This is a genomic window from Citrobacter cronae (genome assembly GCF_016893685.1).
Classification (GTDB): Bacteria; Pseudomonadota; Gammaproteobacteria; order Enterobacterales; family Enterobacteriaceae; genus Citrobacter; species Citrobacter werkmanii.
In genome coordinates this window covers 1,766,435-1,781,235 of sequence record NZ_CP069763.1, presented here as the reverse complement: position 1 = coordinate 1,781,235, position 14,801 = coordinate 1,766,435, and the positions used below count along the sequence as shown (strand labels likewise).

The 14,801-nt window shown below is 53.3% G+C and carries 15 protein-coding genes; 5 read left to right on the top strand and 10 right to left on the bottom strand.

Going from position 1 to position 14,801, the window contains the following annotated elements:
- The first annotated feature begins 24 nt into the window (after positions 1-24).
- Complete coding sequence (locus JSN25_RS07665) at positions 25-1,218, top strand: MFS transporter (RefSeq protein WP_160955490.1); 1,194 nt, start codon at positions 25-27, stop codon at positions 1,216-1,218.
- A gap of 62 nt (positions 1,219-1,280) precedes the next feature.
- On the opposite strand, the gene JSN25_RS07660 is transcribed toward JSN25_RS07665, so the two are convergent.
- From JSN25_RS07660 to ulaA, 6 genes are read right to left on the bottom strand one after another with little or no spacing between them, the layout of a single operon-like run.
- Entirely contained in the window at positions 1,281-1,967 is a 687-nt protein-coding gene (locus JSN25_RS07660) for an L-ribulose-5-phosphate 4-epimerase (RefSeq protein ID WP_204525580.1), read from the bottom strand.
- The gene (locus JSN25_RS07655) at positions 1,967-2,821 is read right to left on the bottom strand and encodes an L-ribulose-5-phosphate 3-epimerase (RefSeq protein WP_038636566.1); all 855 of its coding nucleotides are present in this window, start codon (positions 2,819-2,821) and stop codon (positions 1,967-1,969) included. Before JSN25_RS07655 ends, JSN25_RS07660 begins: the two co-directional genes overlap by 1 nt.
- 9 nt (positions 2,822-2,830) lie before the next feature.
- Complete coding sequence (gene ulaD, locus JSN25_RS07650; protein WP_032940270.1) at positions 2,831-3,481, bottom strand: 3-keto-L-gulonate-6-phosphate decarboxylase UlaD; 651 nt, start codon at positions 3,479-3,481, stop codon at positions 2,831-2,833.
- A 12-nt stretch (positions 3,482-3,493) separates the two neighbouring features.
- Positions 3,494-3,961, bottom strand: a complete 468-nt coding sequence (gene ulaC, locus JSN25_RS07645; protein ID WP_038636563.1) for a PTS ascorbate transporter subunit IIA — start codon at positions 3,959-3,961, stop codon at positions 3,494-3,496.
- 11 nt (positions 3,962-3,972) lie between these two features.
- The gene (ulaB, locus tag JSN25_RS07640; protein ID WP_001577590.1) at positions 3,973-4,278 is read right to left on the bottom strand and encodes a PTS ascorbate transporter subunit IIB; all 306 of its coding nucleotides are present in this window, start codon (positions 4,276-4,278) and stop codon (positions 3,973-3,975) included.
- A 15-nt stretch (positions 4,279-4,293) separates the two neighbouring features.
- Complete coding sequence (ulaA, locus tag JSN25_RS07635; RefSeq protein ID WP_204525579.1) at positions 4,294-5,691, bottom strand: PTS ascorbate transporter subunit IIC; 1,398 nt, start codon at positions 5,689-5,691, stop codon at positions 4,294-4,296.
- 366 nt (positions 5,692-6,057) lie between these two features.
- On the opposite strand from ulaA, the gene ulaG reads away from it, so the two are divergent.
- The gene (ulaG, locus tag JSN25_RS07630) at positions 6,058-7,122 is read left to right on the top strand and encodes an L-ascorbate 6-phosphate lactonase (RefSeq protein WP_038636551.1); all 1,065 of its coding nucleotides are present in this window, start codon (positions 6,058-6,060) and stop codon (positions 7,120-7,122) included.
- A 108-nt stretch (positions 7,123-7,230) separates the two neighbouring features.
- Entirely contained in the window at positions 7,231-7,986 is a 756-nt protein-coding gene (gene ulaR, locus JSN25_RS07625; RefSeq protein WP_006686325.1) for an HTH-type transcriptional regulator UlaR, read from the top strand.
- On the opposite strand, the gene yjfP is transcribed toward ulaR, so the two are convergent.
- Positions 7,983-8,732, bottom strand: a complete 750-nt coding sequence (gene yjfP, locus JSN25_RS07620) for an esterase (RefSeq protein ID WP_085048467.1) — start codon at positions 8,730-8,732, stop codon at positions 7,983-7,985. The genes ulaR and yjfP overlap by 4 nt on opposite strands.
- Positions 8,733-8,913: 181 nt before the next feature.
- Here yjfP and bsmA point away from each other — a divergent pair, with 181 nt between their 5' ends.
- Both bsmA and yjfN read left to right on the top strand, forming a co-directional pair.
- Positions 8,914-9,243, top strand: a complete 330-nt coding sequence (gene bsmA / locus JSN25_RS07615) for a biofilm peroxide resistance protein BsmA (protein WP_038636544.1) — start codon at positions 8,914-8,916, stop codon at positions 9,241-9,243.
- A 147-nt stretch (positions 9,244-9,390) separates the two neighbouring features.
- Positions 9,391-9,666 (top strand): DUF1471 family protease activator YjfN, encoded by a 276-nt coding sequence (gene yjfN, locus JSN25_RS07610; protein ID WP_077223936.1) that lies wholly within the window; start codon positions 9,391-9,393, stop codon positions 9,664-9,666.
- A gap of 87 nt (positions 9,667-9,753) precedes the next feature.
- On the opposite strand, the gene JSN25_RS07605 is transcribed toward yjfN, so the two are convergent.
- The 3 genes from JSN25_RS07605 to rnr all read right to left on the bottom strand — a co-directional run bounded on the left by JSN25_RS07605 (position 9,754) and on the right by rnr (position 14,763).
- On the bottom strand, positions 9,754-11,376 hold the full coding sequence (locus tag JSN25_RS07605) for an isovaleryl-CoA dehydrogenase (protein ID WP_204525578.1): 1,623 nt from the start codon (positions 11,374-11,376) through the stop codon (positions 9,754-9,756).
- Between the two features lie 120 nt (positions 11,377-11,496).
- Positions 11,497-12,228, bottom strand: a complete 732-nt coding sequence (gene rlmB / locus JSN25_RS07600) for a 23S rRNA (guanosine(2251)-2'-O)-methyltransferase RlmB (RefSeq protein ID WP_038636534.1) — start codon at positions 12,226-12,228, stop codon at positions 11,497-11,499.
- A 72-nt stretch (positions 12,229-12,300) separates the two neighbouring features.
- Positions 12,301-14,763, bottom strand: coding sequence for a ribonuclease R (gene rnr / locus JSN25_RS07595; protein WP_085048469.1), 2,463 nt, complete (start codon positions 14,761-14,763; stop codon positions 12,301-12,303).
- Positions 14,764-14,801 lie beyond the last annotated feature (38 nt).

Genomic DNA, 14,801 nt, shown 5'->3' with positions numbered 1-14,801 from the left:
GAACTGATACTCTGGGGCGAAACCATGTTTGCACGCTATGCGACGCTGAATCGCATACCAAAAGGCGTTTGGGTGCTGGGCGGCGTGAGTCTGCTTATGGATGTCTCCTCCGAAATGATCCATAGCCTGTTGCCGTTGTTTATGGCAACCACGCTGGGAGCCAGCGTCATTATCATTGGTCTGATTGAAGGATTAGCTGAAGCCACCGCGCTGATCATTAAGGTTTTTTCCGGCGTTCTCAGTGATTATCTGGGAAAGCGCAAAGGGCTGGCGATGCTCGGTTATGGTTTGGGGGCGCTGAGTAAGCCCCTGTTCGCGATGGCGGGCTCATCAGGCATGGTACTCAGCGCTCGCATGATTGATCGTGTGGGTAAAGGTATTCGCGGCGCTCCCAGGGATGCGTTAGTCGCGGATGTCACCCCGTCCGAAATCCGCGGCGCCGCTTATGGTCTGCGCCAGTCTTTGGATACCATTGGCGCATTTCTGGGCCCCCTGCTCGCCGTCGGGCTAATGCTGCTATGGAACAACGATTTTCACACTATCTTCTGGGTTGCCGTCATCCCTGGGGTGCTCTCTATCGCCCTGCTATGGTTTGGCCTGAGTGAACCGAAAACCCCTGTCACTGATAAACGCACCAATCCGTTACGACGGGAAAACCTGAAAAAGTTGAGTGCAGCCTACTGGTGGGTCGTGGGACTGGGCGCGCTCTTCACGCTCGCCCGCTTTAGCGAAGCGTTTCTCGTGTTGCGCGCATATCAAATGGATATCCCGCTGTTTGCCATTCCGCTGGTAATGGTCGCCATGAATCTGGTCTACAGTCTGTCGGCTTATCCTTTTGGAAAAATGTCTGACAGTATGAACCACTCCCGCATGTTACAGGCGGGCCTGCTGGTCCTGATCGCGGCGGATATCACTCTGGCGCTGAGTCACCACTGGAGCACGTTACTGATAGGCGTGGGACTGTGGGGGATTCATATGGGCATGACGCAAGGGTTGCTGGCTGCCATGATTGCGCATACCGCGCCAGCAGAACTACGCGGTACGGCCTTCGGTATGTTTAATCTGATCAGTGGCATCGCCCTGCTGTTAGCCAGTACCGGCGCGGGCATTCTGTGGGAAACGATGGGCGCAGCCTCGACGTTTTACGCTGGTGCTGTCATTTGTGCGATAGTTTTAGCAGGAATGCGATTTACGCCAGCGGCTTACCAGCAACGCTGAAGATTGCCCCGAACAGATCGGTGACGCACATCCGTAGATGCACGTTGTCCGGGGCAAAGACGTTACTTCTGCCCGTAGTAGGCGTTTGGGCCGTGCTTACGCATGAAGTGTTTATTCATCAGATAACTGTCGATGGGGCTGAGGGTCGGATTAATGCCACGCGCAATCCATGCCATTTTTGCGACCTCTTCCATCACCACAGCGTTGTGTACCGCGTCGTGCGCATCTTTACCCCAGGCAAACGGACCATGCTGATACACGACTACGCCGGGCGTATGCAGAGGCTCCACGTTCCCCAGCGTTTCGATAATCACCTTGCCGGTATTCAGCTCATATTCGCCCTCAACCTCTGCTTCAGTTAATGCCCGCGTGCAGGGGATATCACCAAAGAAGTAATCCGCATGCGTCGTGCCGAGTGCAGGTATTGCCAGACCCGCCTGCGCCCATGCCGTCGCGTGGGTTGAGTGGGTGTGCACCACGCCGCCAAGAGATAAATAGCGGCGATACAGCGCCAGATGGGTGGCGGTATCGGAAGAAGGACGATAGCGTCCTTCCACCACGTTGCCATACAGATCCACAACCACCATGTCATCCACTGTCATTGTTTGGTAGTCGACGCCGCTGGGCTTAATCACCAGCAGCCCGCGTTCGCGGTCGATGGCGCTGACGTTACCCCAGGTAAACGTCACCAGCCCGTAACGCGGCAGATCCATGTTGGCCTCAAAAACCTGCTGTTTAAGTTTTTGCATTACACCGTCTCCACCAGACCTGCGCTGGCCATCCGCGCTTTCACCCAATCGCGCGCCTTCGCCACTTCACGCGCCGGATCGTCCGTTGTTTCACTCCACATCTCAATCAGGTATGGCCCGCAATACCCACTCTGTTTGAGCGTCGCAAAACAGCGTTCGAAATCGACAACACCTTCACCAAACGGCACATTTTTGAACACGCCGGGTCTGGTGTCCTTCACGTGAACGGCCACGATATGGCCTATTCCAGCCTGCAACTCCATCTGCACGTCGTTATCCCACGCCGACAAATTGCCGATATCGGGATACAGCTGGAACCACGGATTATTGAGATAGTGGGCATAACCCAGCGCCTTACTGATCGAATTCATCAGCGGATAATCCATGATCTCCATCGCCAGCGTCACCTGCGCGCGACTTGCCATCTCAACGCTCTCTTTTAGCCCCTCGCGAAATCGACGACGCGTTTCGTTATTGGCCTGCTGGTAATAGACGTCGTAACCCGCCAGTTGAATCACGCGAATACCAATATCCTGCGCAAACTGAATGGCTTTCCGCATGATCGCCAGTCCCTGATCGCGCACCGCATCATCTTCGCTCCCCAGCGGGAAACGGCGGTGAGCGCTCAGGCACATAGAAGGTACACGTACTCCCGTTTCGGCGATGGCGGCCACCAGCGCCAGACGCTGCTCGCGGCTCCAGTCAAGGCGCGCGAGGCGGGCATCGGTTTCATCAACTGACATTTCGACAAAGTCAAAACCTAACTCTTTCGCCAGCCGCAAGCGCTCCAGCCAGCACTCCCCTCCGGGGAGCGCTTTTTCATAAATACCGAGCGGGACCTGTTTCGACAGCATAGTCGCTCCTTAGCCCCACAACTGGGCGATGGAACGTTTGAACTGACGCGCCGCCTCAACCGGAGAAGCGGCATCACGAATGCTGCGACCAGCGATAAAGACGTGAATCGGAATCCCCTGGAACAGCGGCAGATCCTCCAGCGCCAGACCGCCGGTGACGGTGACTTTAAAGCCCATATCAGACAGGCGTTTGATGGCACTGATATCCGCCTCTCCCCACGCCACACCTGCGGCCTGCGCATCACGACTGCGATGATAGACAACCTGCCCGATACCCGCGTCACGCCACTCCTGAGCCTGTTCCCAGGTCCAGTAACCGGTCAGTTCAATCTGTACGTCGCCGTTAAATTCTTTCGCCACCTCGAGCGCACCTTTGGTGGTATTGATATCCGCACAGCAGATAACAGTGACCCAATCAGCGTTAGCTTCGAAACACATGCGAGAGAGAATTTTACCCGCATCGGCGATTTTGGCGTCCGCCAGCACAATTTTATGTGGGTAGAGCGCCTTCAGGTCACGTACGGCACGTACGCCCTCAGCAACACAAAGAATGGTGCCCACCTCAATAATATCGACCTCTTCGGCGATCAGACGCGTCGTTTCATACGCAGAAGACATTGATTGGTTATCCAGCGCAACCTGCAACATAGGTAATGACATTTCAGTATCCTTTTAAACAGCCGCCGCAGTGGCGTTATCAATTAAATCCAGCACTTCCTGCGCGGTGCGGCAGGCACGTAGACGGTCGAAATTGGCTTCATCGTCAAACAGATTCACGATCTGCATGATGCCCACTTCCTGATGCGTGTTGGCGTCGACCGCCGCCATCGTGATCAGAATATCCACCGGGTCGTTATCTTCGTGGTTAAACACCAACGGTGTTTTCAGCGTCACCAGCGCAAAGCCGGTCTTCTTAACGCCTTCTTCCGGGCGCCCGTGCGGCATCGCCAGTCCTGGCGCAATCACAAAGTACGGACCAAACTGTTCAACCCCATCAAGAATGGCCTGGTAGTAGCGCGGTTCAACCACGTCGGCCTTAACCAGCAGATCGACGCCCAGCTTTACCGCTTCCTGCCAGGTGTTGGCCTCAGCCTGTAGAAGGATGGCGTTATTGTCTGCCAGCGAATCACGTAATTTCATATGCCGTATCCTTACTTCACGTCCTGTGGGAAATGCGCTTTGATCACTTCCAGCAGTTTTGGTCCAAAATCGGCGGGCGACAGCATGTTGCGTACGCCAACAACATATTTATTGCCAGTTACGGTAATTTCACCGGCAATATGGGTAGAGGCGATGATGATATCCGCGCCGTTCAGTTCACTTTTGTACTCACCCACTGCGCAGCTGTTCACTGTATGGTCAATATTTGACTGGGTTAAAAACTGGTCCACTTTCATCTTCATGATCATGGAACTGCCCTGCCCATTGCCACACACAGCCAGAATACGTACGGTCATAATCGGAACTCCTTATTAAGCAGAGTGTTCTGCCAGTTGTTTTTCTGCGTCTTCCTCAGCGCGCAACGTGCGTCCTGCGAAAAACATATAAGCCAGTGCAATCAGAATAATGACGGCCATAAACGCGATGCCGATGGAGGCAAAGCCCTGCATCATCGGCGGCGCCAGAATTGACCAGTCCGCCATCCCCATCCACGCGCTCATACCGGTGAGTTTCACCGCCCAGACGCAGCCAAAAATTTCAATCATCCCCATCACCAGACAAATCTTGAGCGCCGCGCGCCAGCCGCCAAAGTGGTTCGCGAACACGCCAATGGTGGCGTTGGAGAAAAACATTGGGATAAAACCAGGAATAATCAGGATGGAAGAGCCGCAACCCACGAGGATGCCGACCGCAATCAGTTGGCCGATGGTGCCCCACATGAAGCCCCACACCACCGCGTTGGGAGCAAAGCTGTATATCGCCGCACAGTCAATCGCCAATACCGCACCGGGAATCAGACGCTGCGAGATACCGTTGAACGCTTCTGAAAGTTCGGCGACGAACATACGTACGCCCTGGGTGATGATGAAGATCGCCACTGCAAACGAAAAACCAGTCTGCAGGATGTACACCGTCCAGTGCGTTTTCCCCGCCATCGCCTGAACCACATCAATGCCGAAAGAAAGCAGGATCGCCCCGAAGAAAATGGTCATGACAATCGCGGTCGAAACGATGTTGTCATGGAAGATATTCAGCCAGCCAGGCAGTTTCAGATCTTCTACGCTCTCCTCTTTTTTACCCAGATAAGGCGCGACCTTGAAGGCAATCCATGAAGCGAACTGCTGCTGGTGGCCGATGGAAAAACCGCAGCCGTCGGTCACTTCCTGCGTCGGCTTGTACATCATATTGGAGGTAATCCCCCAGTAGAGCGACACCAGCACCGCCGTGCAGATAATGGTGGTCCACATGGAATAGCCGAAGATATAGAAAGAGACCGCAATTAAGCCCGCCTGCTGGAACATGATGTGCCCGGTGAGCATGATGGTGCGAATGCCGGTAATACGTCGCAGCAAGACGTAACAAATGTTCAGCGCCAGCGCCAACAGCACGGCATAACCTACCCAGCTATAAGCGTCTCCCATACGTTCAATGGTTGCCATCATGGAGGCATACGTATCGGAAATCGCACCATTGATACCGTAAACCTCGGACATCTTCGCCACCACCGGTTTAAACGTGCTGGTCAGAATGCCCGATCCCGCCTGCAGCAGCATAAAACCGATAATCGTTTTGATCGTGCCTTTGATAATGACGCTGACGCTTTTGCGCAACAGGATGTAGCCGAGGCAAGTCACAATACCCAACAGCAACGGCGCGTTGGTCATGACCTGATTAAAAAAGACGGTAAAGATGTTGTAGAGGATCTCCATAACGATCTCCAGTAGACAAAGTTGCTGAACATTCATTACAGATGTTCAGGATGTTGTGCCCCCACTCTAATTTTCAAAAGTAATCACAACAAGATTGAATTTGATTAAATGTGATGGAGTACGCAAATAAATCTCTTACCCGAGCCAGGGTTTTATGGAACATTCATAGAGCAAAAAATAAAACTCATAAAAACAATAAAATACAAAAATAGATTGCTACAAAGCATCCCGTTACGTTGTGAGTAATAGACGCTTTACGACGGAATCAGAAAAATCAACGCATTGCCTTCTTGATAAATTGATGTCAGTATCAATCAAAATAAATCATAATTTGATTCAACTTGAACCAACATGAAGGTAAATGCGATGAGTAAAGTAAAAAGCATCACGCGCGAATCATGGATTCTGAGCACATTCCCGGAGTGGGGAAGCTGGCTGAATGAAGAGATCGAACAGGAACAGGTCGCACCTGGCACCTTTGCTATGTGGTGGCTTGGCTGTACCGGAATTTGGCTAAAGTCGGAAGGCGGGACTAACGTCTGCGTCGATTTCTGGTGCGGAACAGGTAAGCAAAGTCACGGTAATCCGCTGATGAAAACCGGTCACCAGATGCAACGCATGGCGGGCGTGAAGAAACTGCAGCCAAACCTGCGTACTACGCCGTTTGTACTTGATCCGTTTGCGATTCGCCAGATCGATGCGGTGCTGGCTACGCACGATCATAACGATCACATCGACGTCAATGTCGCGGCTGCGGTCATGCAGAACTGCGCGGACGACGTGCCGTTTATTGGGCCACAAACCTGTGTGGATCTGTGGGTCGGCTGGGGCGTGCCGAAAGATCGCTGCATCGTGGTAAAACCCGGCGATGTGGTTAAAGTGAAAGATATTGAAATTCATGCGCTTGATGCTTTTGATCGTACCGCGTTGATTACTCTTCCCGCCGATCAGAAAGCGGCGGGCGTGCTGCCGGACGGTATGGACGCGCGCGCCGTTAACTATCTGTTCAAAACACCGGGCGGCACGCTGTATCACAGCGGCGACTCACACTACTCCAACTATTATGCAAAACACGGCAATGAGCATCAGATCGACGTCGCGCTCGGATCCTATGGCGAAAACCCGCGTGGCATTACCGACAAGATGACCAGCTCCGACATGCTGCGTATGGCCGAAGCGTTGAATACAAAAGTCGTCATCCCCTTCCATCATGACATCTGGTCAAATTTCCAGGCCGATCCTCAGGAAATTCGCGTGCTGTGGGAGATGAAAAAAGATCGGCTGAAGTATGGCTTTAAGCCATTCATCTGGCAGGTAGGTGGCAAATTCACCTGGCCGCTGGATAAAGATAACTTTGAATATCACTATCCACGCGGCTTTGATGACTGTTTCACGATTGAACCGGATCTACCGTTTAAATCCTTCTTGTGATTCACACCAAATGCCGGGCATAACCCGGCATTTTTTCCCCATTTACTTTAGTATTTCCAGGCTATTTCAAATATCATCTTTTCAAATCAATTTGTATCGGAATAGCTCATGACTGAAGCACAAAGACATCAAATATTGCTGGATATGCTGGCGCAGTTGGGCTTTGTTACCGTTGAGAACGTAATTGAGCGCCTGGGAATTTCCCCCGCTACAGCCCGCCGGGATATTAACAAACTCGACGAAAGCGGCAAACTCAAGAAAGTTCGTAACGGCGCAGAAGCCATCACGCAGCAGCGCCCGCGCTGGACGCCAATGAATCTGCATCAGGCGCAGAACCACGATGAAAAGGTTCGCATTGCCAAAGCGGCCTCTCAACTGGTGAATGCCGGTGAAAGCGTGGTGATCAACTGCGGATCGACCGCCTTCCTGCTCGGACGTGAAATGTGCGGCAAGCCAGTGCAGATCATCACTAATTATCTGCCGCTGGCGAACTATTTGATCGACCAGGAGCATGAGAGCGTGATCATCATGGGAGGACAATATAACAAAAGCCAATCCATCACGCTTAGCCCACAAGGTAGTGAAAATAGCCTGTATGCCGGGCACTGGATGTTCACCAGCGGCAAAGGGTTGACCGCAGATGGACTGTATAAAACCGATATGCTGACCGCGATGGCGGAACAGAAGATGCTTAACGTGGTGGGCAAACTGGTGGTGTTGGTCGATAGCAGTAAGGTCGGTGAACGCGCGGGGATGCTGTTCAGCCGCGCCGATCAAATCGATATGCTGATTACCGGCAAAAATGCGGACCCTGAGATCCTGCAACAGCTCGAAGCTCAGGGTGTAAGCATTATGCGCGTTTAAAGGTGCTGGCGGAAAAACGTCACCGTCGCAGCCAGCGCTTCTGGCGTAATGCGGTGGCGTACGCCTGCTTCCCACAGACAGGTCAGGTTATTGTCCAGACCTGCCTGAATCAGCGCCTGCTGTAAGCGAAAAGTTTCAATAGCCGGTACCACATCATCTTCCTGCCCATGCCATAGTAGCAACGGTCTGTCGGCCAGGCGTGGCAACTGGTGCGTCACTTCCCATTCGGCCAGCGGCGCGATGAGGGCATCAAACGCAGCCTGTTGTTCTGGCGTCTGGACCAATAAAGGCGGAAAAAGCGTCTGCGCAAGCCGGGTAAAGTAGCCCGAACCCATCAGGCTGGCTACACATTTCACCTCGGGGTGACGAGCCATAATGCCCAGGGCCGTCATTCCCCCCATTGACGCTCCGCCTACGGCAAGCCGTTCATCTGACAGCCAATTTTCTGCCACCAGCGCCGCACGTAACGTCGAAAATTCCTGCATGTTTTGCTGCAATATGTGCCAAAAGCGGTATATCCGCCCCTGTGCGTCACCCTTGAAGCGGGCACCATGGTCTGGCGCATCTGGCATCACTACCCGGAATCCAGCCTGAGCCAGAGCAACGGCAAAATAGCTGTAGACCAGACTGGAAGATGTAAATCCGTGATAGAAAATAATACAGGGGAGTGAACATGCGCGTTTGCCAGCCGGAACGGCGTGCAGGACAGGGATACCCGCCAACTGTCGTGTTTCAATTTCGATCATTTGTCGCCTCTTTCTTTCTGGTATGCCACGCAGCAATACTTAACGCAAGCGAATGTGTTCGACAATGATTCATAATGTTGAGAACTGGGTTACGCTTTCGCAACATTTTCATTCGAAAATCGCGTGAGAGATAACAATTCGGGAACATTCCCCTAAAGGGAAATTAATAAGGCACTACACTATGGCTATCAGGAAACGAGATAGAGTTATGCGTCGGTTTGCCTCTTTGTTGCTGGTTTTATTTTTAAGCGCCTGTAGCGTGCTACAGGGAACGCCGCAACCCGCACCGCCCGTTGCCGACCACCCGCAGGAGATCCGCCGTAACCAGAGTAATGGGTTACAGCGAATAGGGACGGTTAGCGCGCTGGTAAGAGGCTCACCGGATGATGCGCTGGCTGAAATCCGCGACAAAGCCGTCGCGGCAAAAGCTGATTATTATGTGGTCTTATTAGTCGATGAGACCATTGTGACAGGCCAATGGTATTCACAAGCGATTTTGTATCGTAAATAACATTGGTTTGAAATTTAGTCAGCTTTACATTGCTTTGCGCCCCTATGCGTTTACCTGTGCACAATAAACCAACAGCAGGAAGCTTGAGGTTTATTATCGCGATGGAATGCCCTGCCGTGTGTAGGGGTACGAATAATGGAGCTGACGATGAAACAATCACTTGCCTTATCCTCACTGCTGCTTTCTACCGGACTGGTAGGTACTACGGCGCAGTCTGCCGAGTTCGCCAGTGCTGACTGTGTTACCGGCCTGAACGAAATAGGGCTGATATCCGTCAGTAACATTGCAGGAAATCCGCAGGATGTAGAACGTGTCGTTGCGTTAAAAGCGGATGAACAAGGTGCTTCATGGTATCGGATCATTCAAATGTATGAAGATCAGCACCCCGATAACTGGCGCGTCCAGGCCATACTCTATGCGTAACAGATTGCCGGATGGGGTAAACTTATCCGGCCTGCTTTAACGTAGGCATTATGATAAGACGCGCCAGCGTCGCCATCAGGCATATTATTACCGTAATCCTCCCGTTGCCCGTAGCAGCAGATCATTCTGTACCTGTTCAGACAACCGTCGTCCACCACGCGTATCCAACATCATCTGACACCAGGCCTGCGCCACTGGCGGAGAGGCATAGCGCAACATTTGCGCTCCGCAACCGAGCAGGAAAAGCTGCTGCGTAATCTCCCGTCCCAATTCTTCAATGGGTTTACGCAGGTGTTGCTGCAACTGACGAACCATCCGATCGTAATGACGATCCTGCCCTTTGACCTCGGCAAAGGCTTCGCTGAGCATATCGTAGATACCGGGTTGTTTTGCTAGCACCCGCAATACATCAAGACACATAATATTGCCGGAGCCTTCCCAGATACTGTTTACCGGCATCTCACGGTACAGACGTGGCAGCTCACTCTCCTCGCAGTAGCCAACCCCACCCAATACTTCCATCGCCTCAGCGACAAACGGCATCCCGCTTTTGCAGACAGAATATTTCGCCGCTGGCGTAAACAACCGAGCCCACAGCGCTTCTTTGGCATCAGCGCGGCGGTCCCAGGCCCGTGCCAGCCTAAACAGTAACGCGGTCTGGCCTTCCAACTGGAGCGCCATTCGGCTTAAGACCTGACGCATCATCGGCTGTTCAATCAATGGCCTGCCAAATACCTGTCGTTGGTGCGCATGATAAATCGCCACGGAAAAGGCACGTCGCATCATGCTATGGCTACCAAGCGCACAGTCAAAACGCGTCATACCACCCATTTTCAGGATATGGCGTATACCTTCTCCTTCTTCGCCCAGCAGCCAGCCAATAGCATCGTGGAATTCGACTTCGCAGCTGGCATTGGAGCGGTTGCCTAACTTATCTTTCAGCCTCTCGAGACGGATAGCATTACGTTGACCATCGGGTAAAAATCGCGGTACAAAAAAGCAGGATAATCCCCCCTTTGCCTGCGCCAGCACCAAATGGGCATCGCTTTGTGGCACAGAGAAAAACCACTTATGTCCCACCAACCGATACGAGCCGTCTGCGAGGCGTTCCGCCTGGGTGGTATTGCTCAACACATCTGAGCCCCCCTGTTTCTCGGTCATTCCCATACCGATCAGCAGCCCACGCTTTTGCCCACCAGGCAATAAATGCGAGTCATAACGGTCACTTAGCAGCGGCGTAAACCAGTCGTGAAATTGTGAAGGTAGCATCTGCAGTAACAGCGGCGTGGCGGCAAAAGTCATGGTTACCGGACACAAAGTGCCTGCTTCCACCTGCGCATGCAGCATGAAACGCGCCGCGCGGGCAACAAATGTTCCCTGCCGCGCTTCGTCTTCCCAGGCAAGGTTATGCACGCGGTTGGCGCACAGCCCCTGCATCAGCAAATGCCAGGCAGGATGAAAACGCACATCGTCCAGTCGCTGCCCCTGCGGATCGTAGCGCAAAAGCTCGGGTGGAAAAGCATTAGCCAGGCGACCCAGTTCGAGCGACTCCGCGGTACCTAGCTGCTGGCCAATACTCGCCAACACATCGCTGTCCCAGCCCGCCCCTTCGCGGATAACCGCTTCGCACAGGGCGCCATCGGACAGGTATAAGTTGCTGTTATTGAGCGGTACAGGTTGGTTAAAAACGGTATGCGTTTGCCAGTGCATTGTGTTTCCCTCCGTCAATGGCCGTGGCCTTAAGTATGGCCAGCCAGACAAGAGAGTGCCTGGGATGAAGGTCACAAAAAAGCCATCCCAGGGGATGGCTTGAGAGAAATTGAGAATGAATTAGCCGCGCTGACGAACGGCCTCAAACAGGCAGATGCCGGTCGCGACTGAAACGTTTAGCGACGAAACGCTCCCTGCCATTGGGATACTGATCAGCTCGTCACAATGTTCGCGGGTCAGACGACGCATTCCTTCGCCTTCAGCCCCCATGACCAGCGCCATACGTCCGGTCATTTTGCTCTGATAGAGAGTATGGTCGGCTTCGCCAGCGGTGCCCACAATCCAGATATTCTCTTCCTGCAGCATACGCATCGTGCGCGCCAGGTTAGTTACGCGGATCAGCGGTACGCTTTCAGCCGCGCCACAGGCCACTTTTTTCGCCGTCGCATTCAACTGTGCGGAACGATCCTTCGGTACGATAACCGCATGTACACCAGCAGCATCCGCGCTACGCAGGCATGCGCCCAGGTTATGCGGATCGGTGACGCCATCGAGGATCAAAAAGAACGGCTGATCGAGCGCAGCAATCAGATCCGGTAGATCGTTCTCCTGATACTGACGACCCGGCTTCACGCGCGCAATAATCCCCTGATGTACCGCACCCTCGCTTTTCTCATCCAGGAACTGACGGTTAGCCAACTGAATGACAACGCCCTGCGCTTCCAGTGCATGGATCAACGGCAGCAGGCGTTTATCTTCACGGCCTTTGAGAATAAAGACGTCCTGGAAGCGCTCAGGCGCACGTTCCAGCAGAGCCTGCACCGCGTGGATGCCGTAAATCATTTCACTCATGAATGTACTCGTTAATAGTTTGTGCGTAACGCCGGGCAACATAATAGTTGCCCGACTTACCGTTTATGGCTGTTATTGTGCGACGTTCTTTTTCGCCGCACGTTTAGCTTTGGTGGCGGCAGCGATTTTACGCGTTTTTGCCGATGGCTTTTTCGCTTTTTTATCGCCTTTCTTCTCAGCCGTTTTTTTATCCGCCTGAGGTTTGGCTTTGCCTTTCTTCTCGCCACGGAATGCGCTGTCCGGCTCGAAATTCACCTTTTTGCCCATTTGACGACGTTTACCGGTAGTTTTACCTGCATCGCCTTTTTTAGCTTTTTCGCGTGCGGTTTTGCCCTCATTGCGCGGCGCACGTTCGCTGGAGATCAAACTGAAATCGATTTTACGCTCGTCCATGTTGACCGCTTCCACGCGAACTTCCACGCGATCGCCCAGGCGATACATCTGACCGCTTGACTCACCCGTCAGGCGCTGCCCAACCTGGTCAAAGCGATAGTAGTCGTTATCCAGGGAGGAGACATGCACCAGACCGTCGATAAACAGTTCGTCAAGACGGACAAAGAAGCCAAACCCGGTCACGCTGGCAATTACGCCTTTAAAGACGTTACCCACCTGATCCAGCATGAAGTCACACTTCAGCCAGTCAGAGACGTCGCGCGTAGCTTCGTCAGCACGGCGTTCGGCCATCGAACAGTGCTGGCCCAGTTGCAGCATCTCTTCCATTGAATAATGGTAGCCACCGGTTTCCGTGGTGTTGCCTTTATGGCCCTGCTCCTGCGCCAGCAAATATTTAATTGCACGATGCAAAGAGAGATCCGGGTAACGACGAATCGGCGAGGTAAAGTGCGCATAAGATTGCAGCGCCAGACCAAAGTGACCCCGATTTTCTGGATCGTAAATCGCCTGCTTCATCGAGCGCAGCAGCATAGTTTGCAGCATTTCCGCGTCAGGACGGTCGGCAATCGACTCCAGCAATTCAGCGTAATCGCGCGGCTCGGGTTTATTGCCGCCAGGCAGTTCCAGGCCCAGTTCGGCCAGTACGGAACGGAAGGAGGTAATCGCTTCGGTCGTCGGCTTATCGTGAATACGGAACAAGGCTGGCTCTTTGGCTTTCTCAACGAATCGCGCCGCTGAGATGTTTGCCATGATCATGCACTCTTCAATCAGCTTGTGCGCGTCGTTACGTTGCGTCTGTTCGATACGTTCAATACGACGTTCAGCGTTGAAAATAAACTTCGCTTCTTCACTTTCAAACGAGATACCGCCGCGTTCTTCCCGGGCTTTATCCAGCACTTTGTAGAGATTATGCAGCTCTTCAATATGTTTCACTAACGGCGCATACTGCTCGCGCAGTTCCTGATCGCCCTGCAGCATGTGCCAGACTTTGGTGTAGGTCAGACGCGCATGGGAGCTCATTACCGCTTCGTAGAATTTAAAGCCGGTTAACCGACCTTTCGACGAAATGGTCATTTCGCACACCATACACAGACGGTCTACCTGCGGGTTCAGCGAACACAATCCGTTAGACAGCACTTCCGGCAGCATCGGGACAACCTGCGACGGGAAGTAGACAGACGTGCCACGGCTGCGCGCTTCCTGATCCAACGGAGTCGGCGGGCGGACGTAATAGCTTACGTCAGCAATCGCCACCCATAAACGCCAGCCGCCGCCGCGTTTCTTCTCGCAGTAAACCGCATCATCGAAGTCACGCGCATCTTCGCCATCAATAGTGACCAGCGGGAGATCGCGTAGATCGACACGCCCGACTTTCGCCTCTTCCGGCACTTCTTCTTTCAGCCCGGCAACCTGTTTTTCGACTGCCTGCGGCCAGATATACGGGATTTCATGGGTACGCAGGGCCATATCAACAGCCATGCTGGTGCCCATGTTGTCGCCCAATACTTCAACGATTTTACCCACAGCTTTGGTGCGACGGGTTGGACGCTGGGTCAGCTCAACCACGACCACAAAGCCCATACGCGCCCCCATCACCTCTTCCGGCGGAATAAGGATATCGAAACTCAGGCGGCTATCGTCCGGGACGACAAACCCGACCCCAGCGTCGGTAAAGTAGCGGCCAACAATCTGGCTGGTTTTCGGCACCAGTACGCGCACAATACGCGCTTCGCGACGACCTTTACGGTCCGCGCCCAGCGGCTGCGCCAGCACCTGATCGCCATGAATGCAGGTTTTCATCTGCTCGCTGGACAGGTACAGATCATCTTTGCGGCCTTCGACGCGCAGAAAGCCGTAGCCATCACGGTGGCCAATAACGGTACCTTTCAGCAGGTCAAGACGTTCCGGCAGCGCGTAGCACTGACGACGAGTGAAGACCAGTTGCCCGTCACGCTCCATCGCGCGCAGGCGACGACGCAGCGCTTCTTGCTGTTCTTCACCTTCAATGTTGAGTTCAGCGGCCAACTCATCGCGGTTGGCCGGTTTTTCACGTTTAGTTAAATGTTCGAGGATAAATTCCCGGCTCGGGATAGGGTTCGCGTATTTTTCAGCTTCGCGTTCCTGGAAAGGATCTTGTGACATCTCGGTTCCTCCGTTGTCATCTCTGATGAAGATTTTCG

Bases quoted from the DNA above. Each gene is read 5' to 3' on its own strand.
- ulaA (WP_204525579.1), bottom strand. From the start codon at position 5,691: ATGGAGATCCTCTACAACATCTTTACCGTCTTTTTTAATCAGGTCATG.
- bsmA (WP_038636544.1), top strand. From the start codon at position 8,914: ATGGCTATCAGGAAACGAGATAGAGTTATGCGTCGGTTTGCCTCTTTG.
- rnr (WP_085048469.1), bottom strand. From the start codon at position 14,763: ATGTCACAAGATCCTTTCCAGGAACGCGAAGCTGAAAAATACGCGAAC.
- ulaR (WP_006686325.1), top strand. From the start codon at position 7,231: ATGACTGAAGCACAAAGACATCAAATATTGCTGGATATGCTGGCGCAG.
- yjfP (WP_085048467.1), bottom strand. From the start codon at position 8,732: ATGATCGAAATTGAAACACGACAGTTGGCGGGTATCCCTGTCCTGCAC.
- JSN25_RS07655 (WP_038636566.1), bottom strand. From the start codon at position 2,821: ATGCTGTCGAAACAGGTCCCGCTCGGTATTTATGAAAAAGCGCTCCCC.
- JSN25_RS07660 (WP_204525580.1), bottom strand. From the start codon at position 1,967: ATGCAAAAACTTAAACAGCAGGTTTTTGAGGCCAACATGGATCTGCCG.
- ulaC (WP_038636563.1), bottom strand. From the start codon at position 3,961: ATGAAATTACGTGATTCGCTGGCAGACAATAACGCCATCCTTCTACAG.
- rlmB (WP_038636534.1), bottom strand. From the start codon at position 12,228: ATGAGTGAAATGATTTACGGCATCCACGCGGTGCAGGCTCTGCTGGAA.
- ulaB (WP_001577590.1), bottom strand. From the start codon at position 4,278: ATGACCGTACGTATTCTGGCTGTGTGTGGCAATGGGCAGGGCAGTTCC.
- ulaD (WP_032940270.1), bottom strand. From the start codon at position 3,481: ATGTCATTACCTATGTTGCAGGTTGCGCTGGATAACCAATCAATGTCT.
- JSN25_RS07665 (WP_160955490.1), top strand. From the start codon at position 25: ATGTTTGCACGCTATGCGACGCTGAATCGCATACCAAAAGGCGTTTGG.
- yjfN (WP_077223936.1), top strand. From the start codon at position 9,391: ATGAAACAATCACTTGCCTTATCCTCACTGCTGCTTTCTACCGGACTG.
- JSN25_RS07605 (WP_204525578.1), bottom strand. From the start codon at position 11,376: ATGCACTGGCAAACGCATACCGTTTTTAACCAACCTGTACCGCTCAAT.
- ulaG (WP_038636551.1), top strand. From the start codon at position 6,058: ATGAGTAAAGTAAAAAGCATCACGCGCGAATCATGGATTCTGAGCACA.